The organism is Pseudoclavibacter chungangensis (assembly GCF_013410545.1).
GTDB lineage: Bacteria > Actinomycetota > Actinomycetes > Actinomycetales > Microbacteriaceae > Pseudoclavibacter > Pseudoclavibacter chungangensis.
Window position 1 is genome coordinate 3,940,535 of the sequence record NZ_JACCFV010000001.1, and the last position, 21,320, is coordinate 3,961,854.

Genomic DNA, 21,320 nt, shown 5'->3' on the forward strand with positions numbered 1-21,320 from the left:
CCGGTACGCTCGACCCGACCACACGCGCGCGTGCCGGCGCAGCGGTTTCGACCCACCGGAAGGCTTCGAGTTCGCGACTCGCTCGTCCATGAAAAATCTCGCCAAGATCTTCAAGAACCCTCTCGTCATCGTCGCGCTCGCGGTGCTCGTGATCGGTATCGGATTCAGCTTCGTGAACGGCCAGGGCGTCCGAACGGTCACGACCGAGGAGGGCCTGACCCTCATCACCCAGGGACGCGCCGACGAGGTGAAGATCGTCGACGGTGAGAACCGCGTCGATGTGAAGCTCACGGAGCCCGACGCCGAGTACGGCCAGAACGTGCAGTTCTACTTCGTGCAGGCGCGCGCCGACGCGGTGGTCGACGCCGTCAACACGGCTGCACCGGCCGGCGGGTTCGACGACGAGGTGCCGCAGCCGAGCTGGTTCATGTCGGCGATCTCGATCCTCCTGCCGCTCCTGCTCATCGGCTTCTTCATCTGGATCATGTTCTCCGGCATGGCGGGTGGCGGCGGCGGTCGCATCATGCAGTTCGGCAAGTCGCGCGCGAAGCTCGTCTCCAAGGAGTCGCCGCAGGTGACGTTCGCCGACGTCGCGGGCGCCGACGAGGCGCTCGAGGAGTTGCAGGAGATCAAGGAGTTCCTCAAGGAGCCCGACAAGTTCCTCGCCGTCGGCGCGAAGATCCCGAAGGGCGTCCTGCTCTACGGCCCTCCCGGAACGGGAAAGACGCTCCTCGCGAAGGCCGTCGCGGGCGAGGCCGGGGTCCCCTTCTACTCCATCTCGGGCTCCGACTTCGTCGAGATGTTCGTCGGTGTCGGTGCGAGCCGCGTGCGCGACCTGTTCGAGCAGGCGAAGCAGAACTCGCCCGCCATCATCTTCGTCGACGAGATCGACGCCGTCGGCCGCCACCGCGGCGTGGGTGTCGGCGGCGGCAACGACGAGCGCGAACAGACCCTCAACCAGCTGCTCGTCGAGATGGACGGCTTCGACTCCACGACGAACGTCATCCTCATCGCGGCGACGAACCGCCCCGACGTGCTCGACCCCGCACTGCTGCGTCCCGGCCGGTTCGACCGTCAGATCGGCGTCGACGCTCCCGATCTGCAGGGCCGCAAGCGCATCCTCGAGGTGCACGCGAAGGGCAAGCCGCTCTCGCCGGACGTCGACCTCGCGGTCATCGCCCGGAAGACGCCGGGGTTCACGGGCGCCGATCTCGCGAACGTCCTCAACGAGGCCGCGCTGCTCACGGCGCGCTCCGACGCGCAGATCATCGACAACCGCGCGCTCGACGAGGCCGTCGACCGCGTCATCGCCGGGCCGCAGCGACGGAGCCGCGTCATGAACGATCAGGAGAAGCTCATCACCGCGTACCACGAGGGCGGCCACGCCCTCGCGGCGGCCGCGATGCGCCACACCGATCCCGTGACGAAGATCACGATCCTGCCGCGCGGTCGCGCGCTCGGCTACACGATGGTGCTGCCGCTCGAGGACAAGTACTCGGTGACCCGCAACGAACTGCTCGACCAGCTCGCGTACGCCATGGGCGGCCGCGTCGCGGAGGAGATCGTGTTCCACGATCCGACGACGGGCGCCTCGAACGACATCGAGAAGGCCACGAAGACGGCGCGGAAGATGGTGACCGAGTACGGCATGACCTCGTCGGTCGGCTCCGTGAAGCTCGGCGACTCGTCGAGCGAGCAGGTCTACGGCCAGCAGACCGGCGCCACGCGCAACTACTCCGAGAAGGTCGCGGAGGACATCGATCGCGAGGTGCGCGGCTTCATCGAGCAGGCGCACGACGAGGCCTGGACGGTGCTCAACGAGAACCGCGACATCCTCGACCAGCTCGCGCGCGAGCTCCTCGAACACGAGACGCTCGATCACGTCCGACTCGAGCAGATCTTCGCCGACGTCCGCAAGCTCCCCGAGCGGCCGACGTGGCTCTCGAGCCCCGAGCGTCCCGTCTCGGAGCTGCCCCCCGTGTCGCTCAAGCCGAGCCACCCGGTCGACGAGATCGGCCGCGAGGGCGGCGCGCTCGGCGACTACGACAAGTCGTAGCGGTACCCACACGGACGGGGGAGCGAGCATGGGCGACGGGACGGACGCGGGCGCGTCGATCGACGGGCCCGCGGTCGAGGCCGCGGTCGCCGCGTTCCTGCGGGCGATCGGGGAGGACCCGACACGCCAGGGGCTCGCACGGACACCCGCACGCGTCGCGGAGGCGTCGCGCGAACTGCTCGGCGGCATCGGCGTCGACCCGGTGCCCGCGCTCCGGGCCGGACGATTCGCGATCCCCCTCGTGCCCGACGGCACGTACCCGGTCGCGTCGGGCACGACGCAGCCCGCCGCGGACGCGTCGGGCGACGTGCCGCTGACCGGTCCCGACCAGCCCGTCCTCCTCCGCGGCGCACGATTCCGTTCGATGTGCGAGCACCATCTGCTGCCGTTCACGGGCACGATCAGCCTCGCGTACGTGCCGGGCGACGACATCGTCGGCTTCGGCCGGCTGCACGATCTCGTCGAGACCGTCACGACGCGCCTCACGTTGCAGGAACGCATCGGGGATGACATCGTCGACGCCCTCATGGCCGGACTCGACGCGCGCGGCGCGCTCGCCGTCATCGACGCCGTCCACGGCTGCGTGTCGCTGCGCGGATCACGACAGGAACACGGTGACGCCGTGACCGTCGCGGCGCGCGGCGTCCTCGCCCGGCCCGAGTCGAGGCACGAGGTGATGGCGCTCATCGCGGCCGGCCCGGTTCCGGCGGGCGCGGACGCGACGAGCGACGGCACGCGGGTTCGCGGGCGGTTCCGGCCCTCGTGACCGCGGACGCGTCGCGCGCGCGAGCCACACGTCGTCCGGCCGGTGCCCTCGACGGGCACGGCTCCGTGAGCGCCCGCACGGTACCGTAGGAGGCACATGAACGCCGCACCGAGCGAGACCCTGGACGCCGCGTCGCACCCGAACGAGCGAGCGGACGATCAGGCGCGTGCCGCCCGGCACCACACGCGCCCGCACATCATGGGGATCCTCAACGTCACGCCAGACTCGTTCTCCGACGGGGGCGCGTTCGAGCGGGACGATCGGACGGAACGCACGCGAGCGGCGGTCCGCGCGGCGGAACGTCTCGCGGCCGACGGCGCGACGATCGTCGACGTCGGTGGCGAGTCCACCCGCCCCGGAGCGCGTCGCGTGCCGCAGGGCGAGGAGGCGCAGCGCGTCGTCCCCGTCGTCCGGGCGCTCGCCGAGCGGGGCATCGCGGTGAGCGTCGACACCATGAACGCGACGACCGCGGCCGCGGCCCTCGACGCCGGCGCGACCTGGATCAACGACGTGTCCGGCGGGCGGGCGGACGAGGCGATGCTGCCGCTCGTCGCCGACCGGGACACACCCTTCGTGCTGAGCCACTGGCGAGGGCACTCGATCGGCATGAACGCACTCGCCGACTACGCCGATCCGGCGCGCGAGATCCTCGACGAACTCGCTCGCGCCCGCGACGCCGCCGTCGCGGCGGGGCTCGCCGCCGAGCGCATCGTGCTCGACCCCGGACTCGGGTTCGCGAAGCGCGCCGCCGACAACTGGGCGGTGTTGCACGCGCTGCCCTCGTTCGTCGCACTGGGGCACCCGCTGCTCGTCGGGGCCTCCCGCAAACGATTCACGGCCGACCTGCTCGCCGCGGACGCGCCCGTCACGGACCGCGACCTGCCGACGGCCATCATTTCCGCACTGTGCGCCCGCGAGGGCGTCTGGGGCCTCCGCGTCCACGACGCGGCCGTGACGCGCATCGCGCTCGACGTCGTCGACGCGTGGACGAGAGGAGCCGATCATGTCGATTGAGAGCGACCACGCGGCCGCGGCACCCGACCGGTCGGGCGAGCCCGTGCCCGACGCCGCCGCCACGCAGCGGAGCGCGCGACGCGGCCGACCCGACACGCACCCCGCGACCGCGGCCGTCCGCCTCATGCCGTCGAGGCCGGGCCCCGCGGCACACCCCGCACTGCCGCAGCCCCAACTGGACGTCATCCACATCCACCGGCTGCACGTCCGAGGGTTCCACGGCGTCCACGACCACGAGCGCGCCGAGGGACAGGACTTCTACATCGATGCCGATGTCTGGATTGACACGCGGGCCGCCGCCGCGAGCGACGACGTCGCCGACACCCTGCACTACGGGCACCTCATGATCGCCCTCGCCGACATCGCGGGCGGCGAGCCCGTCGACCTGCTCGAGACGCTCGCGGAACGACTCGCCGCCGTGACGCTCGCCTTCGCCGGGCCGCAGGCGGTCCGTATCACGGTGCACAAGCCACAGGCACCCGTCAATCTCGACTTCGAGGACGTCACGGTCTCGATCCTCCGGTTCCGGCCCGACGACGACGGCCCGGTCTCGACGGCGACGGGCGTCGGGACACCCGATCAGGACGCGCGCGTCGGCGATCCGGAGGCACACGGCGACGACAGGAACGGGGAACCGACATGAGCGGCGAACGACGGCGAGCGGTCATCGCGCTCGGCGGCAACATGGGCGACCGGACCGAGATCCTCCGGCGGGGCATGTCCGACATCGACGAACTCGACGGCACGCGCGTCGTCATCGCCTCGAGCCTCTACGAGACGCCCGCACTCACGATGCACGGGATCGACGAGACCGTGCGGCCCTACCTCAATGCCGTCGTCATCGTCACGACCGACCGGAACCCGCACGAACTGCTCTCCCTCCTCCAGACGATCGAGGACCGTCACGGCCGACGCCGGGGCGAGCGGTGGGGGAGTCGCACGCTCGATCTCGACATCATCAGCATGGACGGCATCGAGCTCGCGACCGAGACGCTCGAGATCCCGCACCCCGCCGCCTGGCAACGGGCGTTCGTCCTCGCCCCCTGGCACGAGATCGATCCCGACGCGCAGATCCCGGGCCGGGGCAGCGTCGAACAGCTGCTGTCGGTCGCGACCGATCGCGTGCTGCTCTACGCCGAATCGGGCCTCGGGGCCCGAGGGCGCGAGGGCGTCTCGACCGACCGCGGGCTCCCGCTGCGCTGTCCCACGGAGGGCGGCGACGCGGGCACCGCCACGGAGCGCTGATGCGTCGTACGTCGCCCGGCGTCCTCGCCCTGCTCGCCTTCATCGTCGCCGTCTCGACGTGGACGTTGGAGACGTGGCTCGTGTCAAGTGGCCGCGCCATGTTCACGCCACCGATCACCCTCGCGATCACGCTCGTCGTCCTCGCGATCGTGCTGCTCGTGCTCGCGTGGCCGATTCGTCGCTACACGGGTGAACTCGGTTCGACGCCGCGCGAGGGACGCGCCACGGACGCGACGGAGGAGGAACACGCGGAGCGCAGCGACGCGGAGCAGCGCCGCGCCGAAGCTGCGGGTCGACGACGCGTCGACCCGCAGCACGCCGTCCGCGTGCTCGCCCTCGCGAAGGCGTCGTCGCTCACGGCATCGGTCCTCGGCGGACTCGCGCTCGCCGTCGTGGTCTTCGTCGTGACGCGACCCGTCGTCGCCGCCGGGAGCACCGTCGACGCGCTCGCCTCGCTCGTCGGAGCGATCGTGCTGCTCGTCGCTGGACTCCTCGCCGAGTCGTGGTGCGCACTGCCGCCCGACGACGGTGCGCACGGGACCCGGCCGCAGCGCGCCGCGCCGACGGCCTGAGACACCGCACGCGGCTCGGCGTCCGCGGCACCCCCTACGCTTGGGGGAGTGGGCGGAACGAGCCGCCCGCGCGAACCACCGGAGCAGAGGGGCGGATCCGTGCTCGATCACCCGGACATCCGATGGCGGCGGGTCTCACCTCGATACGTCGTCGTGACGCTGCTCGGTGACGTGATCTGGGCGGTGGTCTTCGTGGCCGCGGCCGTGGTCGCGTTCACGGTGGGCGAGCTGCCGTGGGTCGCGGGCGGCCTCGCCGTGCTTGCGCTCGGATCGCTCGTCGGCGCGCTCCTCGCCCTCCGGCGGGCTCGGTCGATCGGGTACGCGCTGCGCGACGACGACCTCCTCTTCCGGCGTGGTCTGCTCGTCAGCCGCATGGTCGCCGTGCCTTACGGGCGCCTGCAACTCGTGACGGTCCAGTCCGGTCCCATCGCCCGGCTCCTCGGCTTCGCGTCGCTGCGCGTCGTGACGGCGACGGCGGCCACGGGCGTGGTCCTCCCCGGCATCGTCGCGGCCGAGGCCGCCGACGTGCGCGACCGTCTCATCGCGCTCGCCGAACGACGGCGGGTCGCCGCGTGAGCGGGGACGCCCCGCAGCCCGTCCCGGGCGGCGCGCCGACGACACCGTCGGCCGACGGCGGCGGCTGGCGCCGGCTGCACCCCGCCTCGCCGCTCCTCCGTGGCGGGCTCGTCGCCGTCATCGTCCTCGGCTGGGTGCTCTCGCAGACGTGGAACCGACTCCTCGACTTCCTCACGAGCGGGGCGTGGCGGGGCGAACCGCTCGACCTCACCGATCCGTCGGCCGACTGGATGCAGGACGTGACCGGCATCCCGATCCTCGTGCTCGTCGGTGCGGGCATCGTGGTCGTCGCGCTCCTCGTCGTTCTCGCCTTCTACCTGCAGTGGCGCATGCTCACGTATCGCGTGACCGACGACGTGGTCGAACTCCGTGAGGGGCTCATCCGGCGCCGCCACCGGCAGGCGCGGCTCGACCGCATCCAGTCGATCAACGTCGTGCGCCCCGCACTCGCGCGGCTCTTCGGCGCCGTCGTCCTCGACATCGAGGGGGCCGGCGACGGCACCGGCATCAAGCTGCAGTACGTGCGTGCGAGCGAGGCCGACGAGCTCCGCGCGGAGATCCTCGAACGTGCGTCCGGTGCTCGTGTGCGGAGCAGCGCGGCGCGTCCCGCACCCCTCGCCGACGGTGATGAGGGCGCGCGCGACACCGCAACCGGCGGCGGCACCGGGGCAATCGGGGGCGACCTGACGCCGACCGCGCACGCGCCTGCCCGCGGGTCCCTCTCCGACCTCATCTCCTCGCGCGTCGACGATCTCGTCCACGCGGACGACATCGCGAACGAGCCCAGCACCCTCGTGCAATTGAGCAAGGGCCGACTCGTCGGTACCGTCCTCGTCGATCTCGTCGTCACCGCGTTCTTCGTCGGGCTCGTGGTCGTGTTCGTCGTCGCCGTCCCGATGGCGATCGCGCGGATCGTCCTCGGTCCCGAGAGCGACCTCGCGGTGCCGTCGTGGCTGCCGTTCGTCCTGCTCGGATTCCTGCCGCCCCTCTTCTTCGTGTGCATCGGTTCGATCGCGGGTCGCCTCATCCCGTTCCTGCGGTACGACATCCACGGCACCGTCGACGGGGTCCGTCTCGTCCGCGGCCTGTTCACCACCACGACCGAGACGCTGCCGCCGGGTCGTATCCATGCGATCGAGGTGCGTCAGCCGCTCCTCTGGCGGCCGTTCGGCTGGTGGGAGGTTCGCGTGACGCGTGCGGGCGGCCAGGCGCCGGCGGCGCAGTCGAGCGGACAGCGTCAGGCGCAGTTGCGCAACGTCGTGCTGCCCGTCGGCACGCGCGACGACGTGCAGCGCGTCATCGCCCTGTTCCTGCCGACCCGGGTCGGCGCGGGCGCCGAACGCATGATCGACGACGGACTCGTGAAGCCCGCCCAGGGTGACGGCTACGTGCCGGCCCCACGCCGTGCACGCTGGACGCACCCCTTCTCGTTCCGCCGCATCGGGCACGTGCTCGCGACGGACGTCTTCGCAGTCCGGACCGGTGCGCTCACGCGACGGCTCGCGATCGTCCCGCTCGAACGGGTGCAGTCGATCCGCGCCGTGCAGGGACCGATCCAGAACTGGTTCCGGCTGGCTGCGGTCGCTCCCGACACGGTCGCGGGCGTCGTCGACACGCGCGTCCCGGCGGTCGACGCGAGGCAGGCGGTGCAGCTCCTCGACCGACTCGCCGCCGCCGCGATCGCGGCCGCGGCCCACGATTCGTCGCACCGGTGGGCCGAGCTCTCGGCCCGCTCCGCTGTCGTCTCCGCCCGTCTCCGGATCGCCGACGCCGCGGAGCGTGGCGTCGCGCCGGATCGTCGCTCGGTCGCGATCATGGCGGCAGCCGACGAGTTCCGCGCCACGCGGGACGGGCGGACGGCGTCGGACGCCACACCGCCGCCCGCGGGCCCCGTTCCGTGGCCCGACGTGCACGGCGGTCCGGTGCAGGGTGGCCCTGCACACGAGCGGCCGGCGAACGGCGAGGGAGGGACGACATGAGCGACGGAACCGGCGCCGGTGACGCCACGGCCCCGCGGCGGCCCGACGGTGGCGAGCCGGGGTTCGAGGTTCGTGCTGCATCGCGGCGCGGGCCCGACAGCAGACCCGGCGGTGGCACGGCCCCGTCGGGAGGCACGTTCGGGGACGACGGGGCCTGGCAGCGGGTCTCCCGGAAGTACGTGATCGTCGAACTCGTGCCCGCGCTCGTGCTGAGCGCCGTGCTCGCGGCCGCCGTGGCGTTCCTCATCGCGATCGACGTTCCCTGGGGGGCCGCGATCGCGGGCTTCGCGCTCTTCTGGTGCCTGCTCGGTGCCGTCCTCGCGGTGCCGACCGCCCGGGCGATCGGCTACCGCCTGCGCGACGACGACCTCGTGTTCCGCCGAGGTCTCGTGTGGCGGAGCGAGGTCGCCGTCCCGTACGGTCGCATGCAGCTCGTCGACATCCGCCAGGGGCCGCTCGAACGCGTCCTCGGGCTCGCATCACTCAGGCTCGTCACGGCGGCACCCGCCGGGACCGTCGTCGTCGTCGGATTCACGCGCGAACAGATCGAATCGCTGCGAGCCGGGCTCGTGGAGCTCGCCGAGTCGCGACGGGCCGGGCTGTGAGCGCACGCGACGGCCGCCTCGGCGTCGGGGTCATCGGTCGTGGCCGCCTCGGTCCCGTCCTCGCGGCGGGACTCGCGGGCGCCGGGCACGCGATCGTCGGCGTCGAGGCGGCGGAGGGCGCGGAGCGGGACCGCGTCGAGGCACTCCTGCCGAACGTGACGATCGCGACCGCGGCGCAGCTCGTCGAGCGGAGCGAACTCCTCATCATCGACGTCGACGATCCGCGCTCGCTCGAACCGCTCGTCGACGCCCTCACGGCGGACCGCGCGTGGGTCGCGGGGCAGCTCGTCATGCACACCGAGGCGGGGTTCGGCACGGCCCTGCTCGGGCACGCACTCGACCAGGGCGTCATCCCGCTCTCGGTGCACCCCGCGATCGACGTGACCGGTTCGTCCCTCGACCTACAGCGGCTCCGCGAGGCGTGGTGCGCGGTGACGGCCCCGCGCCCCGTGCTCCCCATCGCACAGGCCCTCGTGGTCGAGCTCGGCGCCGAGCCCGTCGTGATCGCCGAGGAGGACCGCCCACGCTACGCCGAGGCGATCGCGACCGCGACCGACTTCACGCACTCGATCGTGCGGCAGGCGACCGGGATCCTCGCCGAGATCGGCGTCGCGGAGCCCGGCTTCGTCCTGTCGAGCCTCGTCCGTTCGGCCGCCGACAACGCGCTCGCCGACGCGAACCCCGTCGTGGTCGAACCCCCCACCGATCCGGAGGACCCCGAATGACCGTCGTGTTGCACACGATCGACGAGGCACGCGCGTTCGTCGCCGAGGCGCGCTCGCGCGGGCAGCTCGGGCTCGTGCCGACGATGGGGGCACTGCACGACGGCCACCTCTCGCTCGTCCGGCTCGTCGCCGAGCGGGTCGAGACCGTCGTCGTGTCGATCTTCGTCAACCCCATGCAGTTCGGGCCGAACGAGGACCTCGAGCGCTACCCGCGCACGTTCGACGACGACCTCGCGAAGCTCGAGGCATCGGGCGTCGCGGCCGTGTTCGCACCGTCGGCGGCCGAGATGTACCCGCGTGGCCTCGGGCAGACCCGCGTCGTGGCCGGCCCCGCGGGGAGCATCCTCGAGGGGGAGCGTCGCCCCGGCCACTTCGACGGCGTGCTGACGGTCGTCGCGAAGCTCTTCGGCATCGTGCGGCCCGACATCGCGGTCTTCGGCCGCAAGGACGCCCAACAGCTGCACCTCATCGAACGCATGGCCGATGACCTCGACCTCGGCATCGAGATCCTCGGCGCACCGATCCTCCGCGCGGACGACGGCGTGGCCCTCTCCAGCCGCAACGTGTTCCTCGCGCCCGACGAACGGGCCGCGGCGCGTTCCCTCCCGCGCGCGCTCGAGGCGGCGGCCGAGGCGGGGGCGCGCGGTGGCCGTTCGGCCGCGCTCGCGGCGGGCCGCGCGGTTCTCGACGGCGAGCCGCTCGTTACACTTGACTACCTGGAGATCGTCGATCCCGACGACTTCGCGCCCGTCGACGACACCCGCCGCGGCACGGTCCTCGTGCTCGTGGCCGCACGCGTCGGAGCGACGCGGCTCATCGACAACACGTCCGTCGATCTGGACGTCACCACCTGAGTGCAAGGAGCACGCATGTCCGCCGAGCCCACCACGGCCAACGACACCGCAGGCGACGAGCTGTCGGAGCAGGAGCAGGTTCGACTCGACAAGCGGGCGCGGCTCATCGAGGCGGGCGTCTCGCCGTACCCCGTCACGCTCCCCGTCACCCACACGATCGCGGAGGTGCGCGCGGCGTACCCCGAGCTCGAGGCGGACACGCAGACGGGCGACGTCGTCGGTGTCGCAGGCCGCGTCGTGCACCTTCGCAACACGGGCAAGCTCTGCTTCGCGGCGCTGCAGTCGGGTGACGGCGAGCGCATCCAGGTGATGCTCTCGCTCGCCGTCATCGGCCAGGACGAGCTCGACCGCTGGAAGGAGTTCGTCGACCTCGGCGACCACGTCTTCGCGTCCGGCGAGGTGATCTCCTCGCGGCGCGGCGAGCTGAGCATCATGGCGACCGAGTGGCGCATGGCGTCGAAGGCGTTGCGTCCGCTGCCGAACCTGCACACCGAGCTGAGCGAGGAGGGGCGCGTGCGGCAGCGGTACCTCGACCTCATCGCACGACCCGTGGCGCGCGAGGTCGTCCGGACGCGCGCGCTCACGAACGCGTCGCTCCGCGCGACGTTCGCGTCGCACGACTTCATCGAGGTCGAGACGCCGATGCTCCAGACGATGCACGGCGGGGCCGCGGCCCGCCCGTTCTCGACCCACTCGAACGCGTTCGACACCGAGCTCTTCCTCCGCATCGCGCCCGAGCTGTACCTCAAGCGCGCCGTCGTCGGCGGGCTCGAGCGGGTGTTCGAGATCAACCGGAACTTCCGCAACGAGGGGGCCGACTCCACGCACAGCCCCGAGTTCGCGATGCTCGAGGCGTACCAGGCGTACGGCGACTACAACTCGATCGCCGATCTCACGCAGGAGCTCGTGCAGAACGCCGCACTCGCCGTGTCGGGTTCGCACGTGGTCACATGGGCCGACGGCACCGAGTTCGATCTCGGCGGCGAGTGGGCACGCATCTCGATGTACCCGTCGCTCTCGGAGGCCGCGGGCGTCGAGATCACGCCCGACACACCGCTCGCCGAGCTGCAGGCGCTCGCCGACCGGGTCGACGTCGAGGTCGCGCTGCCCACCCACGGCAAGCTCGTCGAGGAGCTGTGGGAGCACTTCGTGAAGCCCGGGCTGAGCGCGCCGACCTTCGTGCTCGACTTCCCGATCGAGACCTCGCCGCTCACGGCGAACCACCGCTCGATCGCCGGTGTCGTCGAGAAGTGGGACCTCTACGTGCGCGGCTTCGAGCTCGCGACGGGGTACTCCGAGCTCGTCGACCCCGTCGAGCAACGGCGACGCTTCGTCGAGCAGGCGACGCTCGCCGCGCGCGGTGACGACGAGGCGATGCGACTCGACGAGGAGTTCCTCGCGGCCCTCGAACACGCGATGCCGCCCTCGGGCGGTATGGGGATGGGCATCGACCGCCTGCTCATGTCGCTCACGGGGCTCGGGATCCGCGAGACGATCCTCTTCCCGCTCGTCAAGTGAACCGACCGCCCGACCGCCGCGCGCGCCCGGAAGCTCCCGGTGCGCGCACGGCGGGCGGCGCGTAGACTCGACCGCACTATGGACTTCCTCGCGAACGCCGTGTGGTCGGTCACGCCGACCATCCTCATCGGTCTCCTCTTCTGGGGGATCCTGCGCGGCGTGATCACCGCCGACCGGCAGGAGCGACGTGCGCTCGCCTCGGTCGAACGCGAGGAGCGCAAACGCCTCGGGCTCCCCGATCCGGGTAGCGAGAGCGAGAACGACACCACGGCCTGAGACCCTCCGTCCGGGCACGACGGAGACGGGACGATGGCGAAGCGGCCGCGGACGCGCCTCGGTGCGCCGTTCGCGTGGCTGCTCGGCGCGGGCGGCTCGAGCAACCTCGTCGACGGCCTGCTCCTCGCGGCCGGTCCGCTCATGGTCGCGCAACTCACCGCCGACCCGTTCTTCGTGGCCCTCGCCGTCGTCGCGCAACAGATCCCGTGGCTCCTGTTCGGCCTCCTGGCCGGGGTCATCGCCGACCGCCGCTCGCGCGTCGGCATCATCGCGATCGGGAGCGCCGCGCGGGCGCTCACCCTGTTCGCGGTCGCCGCGTTCCTCCTGACCGGCGCGATGTCGCTCCCCGTCCTGTACGCGGCACTCTTCCTCATCGGCACGACCGAAGCGTTCATGGACAACGCGTGGTCGAGCCTCGTGCCCGATGTCGTCCCCAGTGAGCACCTCGGGGTCGCGAACGCGCGGTCGTCCGGCGTCATGACGCTCACGAACCAGCTGCTCGGGCCGGCGATCGGCGGGCTCCTGTTCGCGATCGGCGCGGCGGTCCCGTACGGCGGTGCCGCACTGCTGTCGGCTGCCGCGGTCGTTCTCGTGCTGCGGGTGCGTGTCGCCCCGAGCCCGCGACCGGGGAACGACACGGAGCCGGCGGTCGACCTCGAACGTCCGTCGACCGGTGTGATCCCCGTGACCGTCGCGCCCGTCGAAACCGATCCCGACGGGACGGACGACGCCGTCCGCGCTGCGCAGCACGACGGGCCCGGGGCGACGCCGAGCGAGCGCGCCGGCCTCGTCCGGACGGTGCTCGACGACATCGCCGAGGGTGCCCGCTGGCTGTGGGCACACGCGCCCGTTCGTGTGCTGGCCCTCGTCATCTTCTTCTTCAACATCACCTTCGGGATGACCTGGAGCATGCTCGTGCTCTGGTCGACCGAACGCCTCGGCCTCGGTCCGGAGGGATACGGCGCCCTGCTCGCGGTATCCGCCGTCGGTGGCATGCTCGCGGCGGCGGGGTTCCCCAGACTTGAACGAAGCATGCCGTACGGACGGATCATCCGGATCGCGCTCGTCCTCGAGACGCTCCTGCACGTCGCGATCGCGGTGACGACGAACGCGATCGTCGCGTTCGTGATCGTGTTCGTGTTCGGCGTCTACGCGACGTCCTGGGGTGCCCTCGCGAACACGATCCGGGGTCGGCTCGTGCCCACGCACGTGCGCGGCCGCGTCACCTCCGTCTACCTCCTCGGCGTGGTGGGCGGGATGGCCGGTGGTGCGTTGCTCGGCGGCCTCATCGGCCAGGGCTTCGGCGTCGTCGCGCCGATGTGGGTCGCGGGTGCGCTCAACGTGGTGCTGCTCGCGTTCTTCTGGCGCTGGCTGCATCTCATCGGCGCCGCTGGCCAGCACACGCGCTCGCCGGATGCGTCGGGCTGACGGGGCCGGACACGATGACGGCGTTCGGGCTTCCCACAGGGTTTTCGCGAACGAGGCCCCTAGCTTTTGTCGAGCGCAACGCAACGCGCGCAGTCGACGGAAGGAAGATCATCGGATGCGTCCTGTCGTCAGCGCACTCTTCGTCGCGGCCGCCGTCACGGCGCTCGCGGGGTGTGCGGCCGTTCCGGGCGTGGCGTCGGCACAGTCCGACGAGATCACGTCGTTCGGTGACGCGATCGAGGACATGCCCGGCGTCGACTCCGTGACGTTCGACGAGCTCGACCAGAGCGGCATGCTGGACCTCACGGTCGTTCTCGCGGACGAGGTCTCCGCCGACGAGGTCGCCGACGTCGGCATCGCGGCATCGCATTTCCGCCTCCAGGCGCTCCCGCCGGGTGTGTACACGGGCGACATCGAGATCCGGCACGGCGATTCGAGTTACAGCTACTTCGCGGCCGGCAACAACGAGACGACGCTTCGCGATCAATTGCGCTATTGGGTGGGCCTCTTCGACTCCGGCATCGAGTCGGCCGTCGTCCGGGCCTACACACCACCGATGCAATCGAGCCCGGCACCGGAATCCGCGTCGGGCGGCCCGGTGATCGTGAGCGTCCCGATCGGTCGCTACGTCGGGCTGCGGCTCGCGGACGGGCCCGGTGCGGCGGAGCCGCTCGCGCAGATGGACGCGGTCAGGGGCGTCGAGGATCCGGGGGCATCGAGCGGCCAGTGGCGCATCGAGGGCCTCGCCCCGCAGGTCATCGCGGAGTTCCTGCAGGGGCCGATCCCGGCCCCGGACGCGGTCGAGCTCGCGAGCGCCGTCGCCGACGCGGTCCCGCGGCTGGGTGAACGAGGGTCCCTGCGCATCACCGAGGACAGATCCGACGGGGCCCTGAGCACGTCGGTCGAGATCACGACCTTCGACGACACGCTCGAGGGCGCTTCCCCGGCCGAGGCCGAGGCGCGGTTCCGCGAGCTGGAGGTGTGGACCCGGCTGCCCGGGCTCCTCACGGCGCTCGCCGGGTCGGGCGGCGACTTCGACGTCTCGGTCGTCTCGAACACGCTCGCGGACGCCGGGAACTTCCACCTCGCGGTCGGCGTGTACGACTGCACCTTCGCGGGTGACGCCGAATGGAGCGGGCTGAGCGACGACCTCAATGCGGCCTGGATCCGCGCGACCGGTGCGAGCGACGAGGCGGGCGCCAGGCAGGCCTGCGCGGCCATCGCGAATTGATCCGTCGCTCGACCGCGCTCGTCCCGGCGGAGCAACACGCCGCGGACGGGCATCCGATCCGCTGGCATACCGGGAATCCGGCTCACGTGCCCCGCCCGTGCGCACCGCGGCGGGTTCGTGGCCGCGACGGAGAAAGGCCGTGATGCTCGGACGATTCACCGGTCGAGCGCGCCGAGGTGACGGTCGAGCACCCGCCTTCACCGAACGAGCACGCCGCGTGATCGTCCTCGCCCAGGACGAGGCGAGCGCGTGCGGGCACGAGTTCATCGGCACCGAGCACATCCTCCTCGGTCTCGTCCGCGAGGGCGGGGGCGTCGCCGCGCAGGTGCTCGTGCGGCTCGGCGCCGACCTCGACCGGGTGCGCGGTCGGGTCGCCTCCGACTCCGGCGAGCGGACCTGAGCCACGAGCCGGGGGCCACGCGGTGCTCGAGCTGTTCGCCCACCACGTCGCGCAGCCCGGCCGACCGCGAGCGTCCCGGCCTGTCGTGACGCTCGAGCGTGCCCCTGGACGGACCCGAGACGGCGGCACGGCTCGTGTCGATCCGGCCGATCGATCCACGGTGTCCGACGCCGGACCCGCCCGCGACGAACCCGCTCCAGGAGATGACGGGGCGCTCCGCCCCACCCCGCTGCCCGATGTCGCGCACGGGGTGTGCAGGGGCCTCGGACGAGGTCACGCCGACGGCGAACAGGTGCCCGCCCGGGAGGGGGCACGGTTACGCTCGGATGACCGCGATCCCTCGTCCGACACGTGTAGTGGCTCGTGGCAGCTGAAGGAGACATGATGTTCGAACGCTTCACCGACCGAGCACGCCGCGTGATCGTCCTCGCCCAGGAAGAGGCGAAGATGCTCAACCACAACTACATCGGCACCGAGCACATCCTCCTCGGTCTCATCCACGAGGGCGAAGGGGTCGCCGCGAAGGCGCTCGAGTCGCTCGACATCTCGCTCGACGCGGTGCGCGAGCAGGTGCAGGACATCATCGGGCAGGGCCAGCAGCGGCCGACGGGGCACATCCCGTTCACGCCGCGCGCCAAGAAGGTGCTCGAGCTGTCGCTGCGCGAGGCCCTCCAGCTGGGCCACAACTACATCGGCACCGAGCACATCCTCCTCGGCCTCATCCGCGAGGGCGAGGGCGTCGCCGCCCAGGTGCTCGTGAAGCTCGGCGCCGACCTCAACCGCGTGCGCCAGCAGGTCATCCAGCTGCTCTCGGGCTTCCAGGGCAAGGAGCAGGTCGCCGCGGGTCCCGGCGAGCAGACGCAGGCCGCGAACCAGGGCTCGGCCGTGCTCGACCAGTTCGGCCGCAACCTCACGCAGGCCGCCCGCGAGGGCAAGCTCGACCCGGTCATCGGCCGCGAGAAGCAGATCGAGCGCGTCATGCAGATCCTCTCGCGCCGCTCGAAGAACAACCCCGTCCTGATCGGTGAGCCCGGCGTCGGCAAGACCGCCGTCGTCGAGGGCCTCGCGCAGGCGATCGTCGCGGGCCTCGTGCCCGAGACGCTCAAGGACAAGCAGGTCTACTCGCTCGACCTCGGCTCGCTCATCGCCGGCTCGCGCTACCGCGGTGACTTCGAGGAGCGCCTCAAGAAGGTCACGAAGGAGATCCGCACGCGCGGTGACATCATCGTCTTCATCGACGAGATCCACACGCTCGTCGGTGCCGGTGCGGCCGAGGGCGCGATCGACGCGGCCTCGATCCTGAAGCCGCTCCTCGCGCGCGGCGAGCTCCAGACGATCGGTGCCACGACGCTCGACGAGTACAAGAAGCACTTCGAGAAGGACGCCGCGCTCGAGCGCCGCTTCCAGCCGATCCAGGTCGAAGAGCCGTCGATCCCGCACACGATCAACATCCTCAAGGGGCTGCGCGACAAGTACGAGGCGTTCCACAAGGTCTCGATCACCGACGAGGCGATCGTCGCGGCGGCGAACCTCGCCGACCGCTACGTGTCGGACCGCTTCCTGCCGGACAAGGCGATCGACCTCCTCGACGAGGCCGGTGCACGCCTGCGCCTGTCGGTCCTGTCGTCGCCGCCGCAGTTGCGCGAGCTCGACGACAAGATCGCGAAGGTCCGTGCCGAGAAGGAGGACGCGATCGAGCTGCAGGACTTCGAGGGCGCCGCGCGACTGCGCGACGACGAGAAGAACCTGCTCGCCGAGCGCGTGCGCCTCGAGAAGCAGTGGCGTTCGGGTGACGTCGCGGCCATGGGCACGGTCGACGCCGGGCTCATCGCCGAGGTGCTCTCGCAGGCCACGGGCATCCCCGTGTTCAAGCTCACGGAGGAGGAGACGGCTCGTCTCGTCTTCATGGAGGACGCACTGCACCAGCGCGTCATCGGTCAGGACGAGGCCATCAAGGGCCTGTCCAAGACGATCCGCCGCACGCGTGCGGGCCTCAAGGACCCGAACCGCCCCTCGGGCTCGTTCATCTTCGCCGGTCCCACGGGCGTCGGCAAGACGGAGCTCGCGAAGGCGCTCGCGGAATTCCTGTTCGACGACGAGTCGGCGCTCATCTCGCTCGACATGTCGGAGTTCGGTGAGAAGCACACGGTCTCGCGACTGTTCGGTGCCCCTCCCGGGTTCGTCGGCTTCGAGGAGGGTGGCCAGCTCACCGAGAAGGTGCGCCGTAAGCCGTTCTCGGTCGTGCTGTTCGACGAGATCGAGAAGGCGCACCCGGACATCTTCAACTCGCTCCTGCAGGTGCTCGAGGAGGGTCGACTGACCGACGGTCAGGGTCGCGTCGTCGACTTCAAGAACACGGTCATCATCATGACGACGAACCTCGGTACGAAGGACATCGCGGGTGGCCCCGTCGGCTTCCAGGTCGAGGGCGACACGACGACGTCGTACGAGCGCATGAAGGCGAAGGTGAACGAGGAGCTGAAGAAGCACTTCAAGCCCGAGTTCCTGAACCGTGTGGACGACACGATCGTGTTCCCGCAGCTGTCCACGAAGGAGCTGCTGCAGATCGTCGACCTGTTCGTGAAGCGCCTCGCGGACCGCATGCTCGACCGCGACATGACGGTGGAGCTGTCGGAGGACGCGAAGCTCGCGCTCATCAAGGTCGGGTTCGACCCGGCGCTCGGTGCGCGGCCGCTGCGTCGCGCGATGCAGCACGAGGTCGAGGACCTGCTGTCGGAGAAGATCCTGCGCGCGGAGCTCGTCGCGGGCGACCACGTGAAGGTCGATCACGACGGCACGGAGTTTACGTTCGAGGTCACGCAGCGGCCGACGATCTCCTCGGCGCCGGGCAGCGCATCGCTGTCGAAGTCGGTCTCGCCCGCCGGGGCGAGCGCTGGCGTCGACTCGGTCGCGGACGGCGTCGCGAACCAGTCGGAGGCCGACGCGTCCTGATCGCGCGCTCGAACGAGGGAGGGGCTCACCGGATGGTGAGCCCCTCCGTCGTTCCCGCGCCGCCGGGTGTCGCGTCACGTGTCGGGCGGCGCCGTCGGCCGGGGTGCGTCGGCTGGCGGGCGTGTCGCTGGCCGGGGCGCGTCACCTGTCGGGCGGCACCGTTGCCGGGGCACGTCACCTGTCGGGCGGCACCGCTGCCGGGGCGCGTCGGCTGTCGGGCTGCATTGTGCGCGTGGGGTGTCGTGTGCGGTCGGTTGTCGTCGCCCGTCGAGCCACGGAGCGCGGCATGCACGATCCAGCCGGGTTGTTGCTACCGGGCCCGCGGCCCGGTAGCAACAACCCGGCTGGATGCGGCGAGTACGGTGGTCCGGTGCGCAATGACGGCATCGGCGACGGCAGCGGCGAGGGTGGTCCGGGTTCGGGTTCGGGCTCGGACCCCGGGTGTCGTGAGTCGCATTCGGATTCCGTAGCGGGCGTGGATCCGGTGTCGGGCGTTCCCGGTTCGGGGTCGGGGCCTGGCCCGGAGGTCGGGGGAGCGGGAGGCGACGGCAACCGTTCGGCGTCGGGCACGGGCACCGGGGGACGGCGCATTGCGCTGATCGGCATCGGGCTCGGGCTGGTCTCGTCGATCAGCTACGCGACCGTCAACGCGCTGCTGCGCTCCGTCGCCGGCGAGGTCGACCCGTTCACGGGCGCACTCATCCGCCAGCTCCCGCTCGTGGGCGCGCTCGCACTCCTTGCGCTCGTCCTGCGTCCGCGCGCGATGCGGCCCCGGGCTCCCGAGTTCATCGGCCCGAAACTCGCACTGACGCTCCTCGCGGGCGGCGTCGTCAGCCTCTTCGTCGGCAATGCACTGCTCTTCTGGGCGCTCGACTGGGTCGGCCTCGGCATCGCGACCGCCGCCTACCTCGGCGGTCTCCTCCTCGGCAGCGCCCTCATCGGCCGCGTGTTCCTCGGCGAACGGCCCGCGCGCGGCGAGCTCGTCGGCATCGCGTTCATCGTCGTCGGACTCGTCGTGACCGCCGTCTCGGCGCAGGGTGCGGCCGGTCGCGGGGACGGTGCCGGTCCGGGCATCGCCGTGCTCGGATTCGTCTTCGCCGTCGTCACGGGTGTCTGCTACGCGACGTCGAACTCGCTCGCGCGCGTCTCGCAGCAGGTGCCCGGACGCTTCGTCGTGACGCTCTCGCTCATCACGCTCGGCGGTGTGCTCGGCCTCGTGCTGTTCATCACGATCCTCCACGGCGGCAAGCTGCCCGAGGCCTTCACCGAGCTGACCGGCCGGCAGGCGCTCGTCCTCGTGCTCGCGGGGTGCGCGAACGGCGTCGCGCTCGTGAGCATCACGGTCGCGGTGCGCTACACCACCGTCACGACGGTCTCGATGCTCAACGCGCTCGTCATCGTGTTCGGTGTGCTGTTCGGCAGGTGGTTCTTCGCCGAACCGATCACCGCGACGCTCGTGATCGGGAGCGCATGCATCCTCGCGGGCGTGGTGATCGGACAGATCCGGTGGCGGCGGCGGGAGTGGCGCGGGCGTCGTCGTCCGGACCGGCGCACCCCGGCGGCCGTGTCACCGCTCGACGAGGCCGGGATCGTGGGGTGTCGTCGCCGGCGGGGCGATCGTGGAGCTGCCGGGCGCGGGGTGCGCTGATGCCGCACGGCAACGGTCAGGCACCGCTCGGCAGCCGCGACTCGAGATGCGGGGGCCATCCGGTGCAGGCCTCGGCGAGATACGTGAGGCCTACCTCCGACTCGACCACGCTCCGCAACTCGCCGAGCTGCCGCAGGCGGTCGAACGCGTTGACGTCGGCGGTCTCGTGCAGCATGCCCGTCATCCACAACGAGAAGTTCTGCGGCTTCCAGATGCGCTGCAACGCGGGTCGGCATACGTGTCGACGATTCGTTCGTCGCTCTCGTTCGGTGACCCTCCCGTGCCGACACCCGGCCCCGGGGCGGCGGTCGTGCGGACACATGCCGTGAGCCTCTACGGCACGGATCTGCACATCCACGAAGACGGCTTCCCGACCGATTTGCCGCTCGTCCAGGGGCACGAGATCGCGGGGGTCGTCGTGATCCGCGACGACGCGGGCACCGTTCGGGTGGGCGAGCGCGTCACGGTCGCCCCGCTCGTGTCGAGCGGCGAGTGCCGGGCCTGACGGGGTGGGCGCGGCAACGTGTGCCCGCACCTTTCGGTGCGCGGCGTCGCGCGGGGCCGATGCCGGAGCGAGCGTTGTGGTGGACGAGAAGGCCGACCGCATCGGGGGAACGACGAGCGCCGGGGCGGGGCCATCTGGTCTCCGGCGACATGTGCCGGCCCGGAAGCGGGGTTCGCGGACAGCGCGTCGGCGGGCGCCGCCTACCTGACCGCCGGCTCCGGTCACGTCAAGGACCCCGCACCGATCGAGTGGTACGTCGCGCAAGGCGAGTGAGGCGATCGACGATCTCACGACGCGCACTCGGGTGCCGTTGACGGCGCTCGCGAGACCCGACTACCGGGCCGACTGGGGTGGCGCGGCGCTGGGCGGACGCAGTCTCGACAACGGCGCCTTCGACCCGTCCGAGTTTCCCCGGGCCGGCGGACGCGTTGCGGCCGTCGTCGTACTTCCCGCCGCTGAGCATGGCCGAACACGACGACCCTAACGGCCGCGCACCCGCCCCGGAACTGATCGCCGAACGCAAGGAGCGCAGTGTAGGCAGTTCGCTCGTCGCTTCGCTCGTCGCTTCGCTCGTCGCTTCGCTCGTCGCGTCCGCGTTCCATCGTGGCGTCAGGATCATCGCGGCCGCCCGGGCGACGGGCCTGTCCCACGTGGACGAGGGGTTGGTCATCGACGTCGGCAGCTCCCGCGTGCACGCCCTTTCGTTCGTGCTCGCGACGGGTGGATTCGAACGGAATCCGCGACTGCCCGACGCTTTCCTCGCGTTCCCCGTCACGCCGATCAGCTCCCCGTCGAACGAGGGGGACGGCTTGGAGCTGGCACTCGTGGCGGGTGCTTGTGTGGCCGACATGACCGCCATCTTGTGCCCGTGCCGAGGCCGCCGGATCGCGTGTACGACGGTCGGACGTGCGGACGCAAAGGCAACGTCGAGATGACACTGCCCGATTCGATCGTCGTGAACGCCGCGGGG

At 71.3% G+C, this 21,320-nt stretch carries 21 protein-coding genes; 20 read left to right on the top strand and 1 reads right to left on the bottom strand.

The features are described 5' to 3' along the window. Window positions 1-88 precede the first annotated feature (88 nt). From ftsH to HNR16_RS17625, 18 genes are all read left to right on the top strand, one after another. Window positions 89-2,056, top strand: coding sequence for an ATP-dependent zinc metalloprotease FtsH (gene ftsH / locus HNR16_RS17540; protein ID WP_158041751.1), 1,968 nt, complete (start codon window positions 89-91; stop codon window positions 2,054-2,056). Window positions 2,057-2,084: 28 nt separating this feature from the next. Next, window positions 2,085-2,822 (top strand): GTP cyclohydrolase I, encoded by a 738-nt coding sequence (folE, locus tag HNR16_RS17545; protein ID WP_158041752.1) that lies wholly within the window; start codon window positions 2,085-2,087, stop codon window positions 2,820-2,822. 96 nt (window positions 2,823-2,918) lie between these two features. Beyond that, on the top strand, window positions 2,919-3,836 hold the full coding sequence (gene folP, locus HNR16_RS17550) for a dihydropteroate synthase (RefSeq protein ID WP_338109177.1): 918 nt from the start codon (window positions 2,919-2,921) through the stop codon (window positions 3,834-3,836). Next, window positions 3,826-4,479, top strand: coding sequence for a dihydroneopterin aldolase (gene folB / locus HNR16_RS18935; protein WP_338109178.1), 654 nt, complete (start codon window positions 3,826-3,828; stop codon window positions 4,477-4,479). Before folP ends, folB begins: the two co-directional genes overlap by 11 nt. Continuing rightward, on the top strand, window positions 4,476-5,081 hold the full coding sequence (folK, locus tag HNR16_RS17560) for a 2-amino-4-hydroxy-6-hydroxymethyldihydropteridine diphosphokinase (protein ID WP_158041753.1): 606 nt from the start codon (window positions 4,476-4,478) through the stop codon (window positions 5,079-5,081). The genes folB and folK overlap by 4 nt, the downstream gene beginning before the upstream one ends. Beyond that, entirely contained in the window at window positions 5,081-5,653 is a 573-nt protein-coding gene (locus tag HNR16_RS17565; protein WP_158041754.1) for a DUF3180 domain-containing protein, read from the top strand. The genes folK and HNR16_RS17565 overlap by 1 nt, the downstream gene beginning before the upstream one ends. Window positions 5,654-5,752: 99 nt before the next feature. Beyond that, window positions 5,753-6,229: a PH domain-containing protein gene (locus HNR16_RS17570; RefSeq protein WP_158041755.1), complete on the top strand. Its 477-nt coding sequence runs from the start codon at window positions 5,753-5,755 to the stop codon at window positions 6,227-6,229. Further along, a complete protein-coding gene (locus tag HNR16_RS17575; RefSeq protein WP_158041756.1) occupies window positions 6,226-8,208 on the top strand; it encodes a PH domain-containing protein in 1,983 nt (660 codons plus the stop codon). The genes HNR16_RS17570 and HNR16_RS17575 overlap by 4 nt, the downstream gene beginning before the upstream one ends. Beyond that, a complete protein-coding gene (locus HNR16_RS18485; protein ID WP_158041757.1) occupies window positions 8,205-8,813 on the top strand; it encodes a PH domain-containing protein in 609 nt (202 codons plus the stop codon). Before HNR16_RS17575 ends, HNR16_RS18485 begins: the two co-directional genes overlap by 4 nt. Beyond that, window positions 8,810-9,538 (top strand): Rossmann-like and DUF2520 domain-containing protein, encoded by a 729-nt coding sequence (locus HNR16_RS17585; RefSeq protein WP_158041758.1) that lies wholly within the window; start codon window positions 8,810-8,812, stop codon window positions 9,536-9,538. Before HNR16_RS18485 ends, HNR16_RS17585 begins: the two co-directional genes overlap by 4 nt. Continuing rightward, on the top strand, window positions 9,535-10,392 hold the full coding sequence (gene panC / locus HNR16_RS17590; RefSeq protein ID WP_158041759.1) for a pantoate--beta-alanine ligase: 858 nt from the start codon (window positions 9,535-9,537) through the stop codon (window positions 10,390-10,392). The genes HNR16_RS17585 and panC overlap by 4 nt, the downstream gene beginning before the upstream one ends. Window positions 10,393-10,407: 15 nt before the next feature. Further along, the gene (gene lysS / locus HNR16_RS17595; protein ID WP_158041760.1) at window positions 10,408-11,910 is read left to right on the top strand and encodes a lysine--tRNA ligase; all 1,503 of its coding nucleotides are present in this window, start codon (window positions 10,408-10,410) and stop codon (window positions 11,908-11,910) included. A gap of 78 nt (window positions 11,911-11,988) precedes the next feature. Continuing rightward, window positions 11,989-12,186, top strand: a complete 198-nt coding sequence (locus HNR16_RS17600; RefSeq protein WP_158041761.1) for a hypothetical protein — start codon at window positions 11,989-11,991, stop codon at window positions 12,184-12,186. Between the two features lie 33 nt (window positions 12,187-12,219). Beyond that, complete coding sequence (locus HNR16_RS17605) at window positions 12,220-13,614, top strand: MFS transporter (RefSeq protein ID WP_158041762.1); 1,395 nt, start codon at window positions 12,220-12,222, stop codon at window positions 13,612-13,614. A 115-nt stretch (window positions 13,615-13,729) separates the two neighbouring features. Then, complete coding sequence (locus tag HNR16_RS17610; protein ID WP_158041763.1) at window positions 13,730-14,845, top strand: hypothetical protein; 1,116 nt, start codon at window positions 13,730-13,732, stop codon at window positions 14,843-14,845. 142 nt (window positions 14,846-14,987) lie between these two features. Next, a complete protein-coding gene (locus HNR16_RS17615; protein ID WP_158041772.1) occupies window positions 14,988-15,245 on the top strand; it encodes a Clp protease N-terminal domain-containing protein in 258 nt (85 codons plus the stop codon). 384 nt (window positions 15,246-15,629) lie between these two features. After that, window positions 15,630-18,197, top strand: a complete 2,568-nt coding sequence (locus tag HNR16_RS17620) for an ATP-dependent Clp protease ATP-binding subunit (protein WP_158041773.1) — start codon at window positions 15,630-15,632, stop codon at window positions 18,195-18,197. A gap of 475 nt (window positions 18,198-18,672) precedes the next feature. After that, window positions 18,673-19,845 carry an EamA family transporter gene (locus HNR16_RS17625; protein WP_179558338.1) on the top strand — a complete coding sequence of 391 codons (1,173 nt, stop codon included), beginning with the start codon at window positions 18,673-18,675 and terminating at the stop codon, window positions 19,843-19,845. Window positions 19,846-19,861: 16 nt separating this feature from the next. Here the strand turns inward: HNR16_RS17625 and HNR16_RS17630 are convergent, their stop codons facing one another. Then, window positions 19,862-20,068, bottom strand: a complete 207-nt coding sequence (locus tag HNR16_RS17630; protein ID WP_179558339.1) for a hypothetical protein — start codon at window positions 20,066-20,068, stop codon at window positions 19,862-19,864. Between the two features lie 57 nt (window positions 20,069-20,125). Here HNR16_RS17630 and HNR16_RS18490 point away from each other — a divergent pair, with 57 nt between their 5' ends. Both HNR16_RS18490 and HNR16_RS17640 read left to right on the top strand, forming a co-directional pair. Continuing rightward, a complete protein-coding gene (locus HNR16_RS18490; RefSeq protein WP_420850451.1) occupies window positions 20,126-20,350 on the top strand; it encodes an alcohol dehydrogenase catalytic domain-containing protein in 225 nt (74 codons plus the stop codon). Between the two features lie 350 nt (window positions 20,351-20,700). After that, window positions 20,701-21,285 carry an FAD-binding protein gene (locus tag HNR16_RS17640; RefSeq protein WP_179558341.1) on the top strand — a complete coding sequence of 195 codons (585 nt, stop codon included), beginning with the start codon at window positions 20,701-20,703 and terminating at the stop codon, window positions 21,283-21,285. Window positions 21,286-21,320 lie beyond the last annotated feature (35 nt).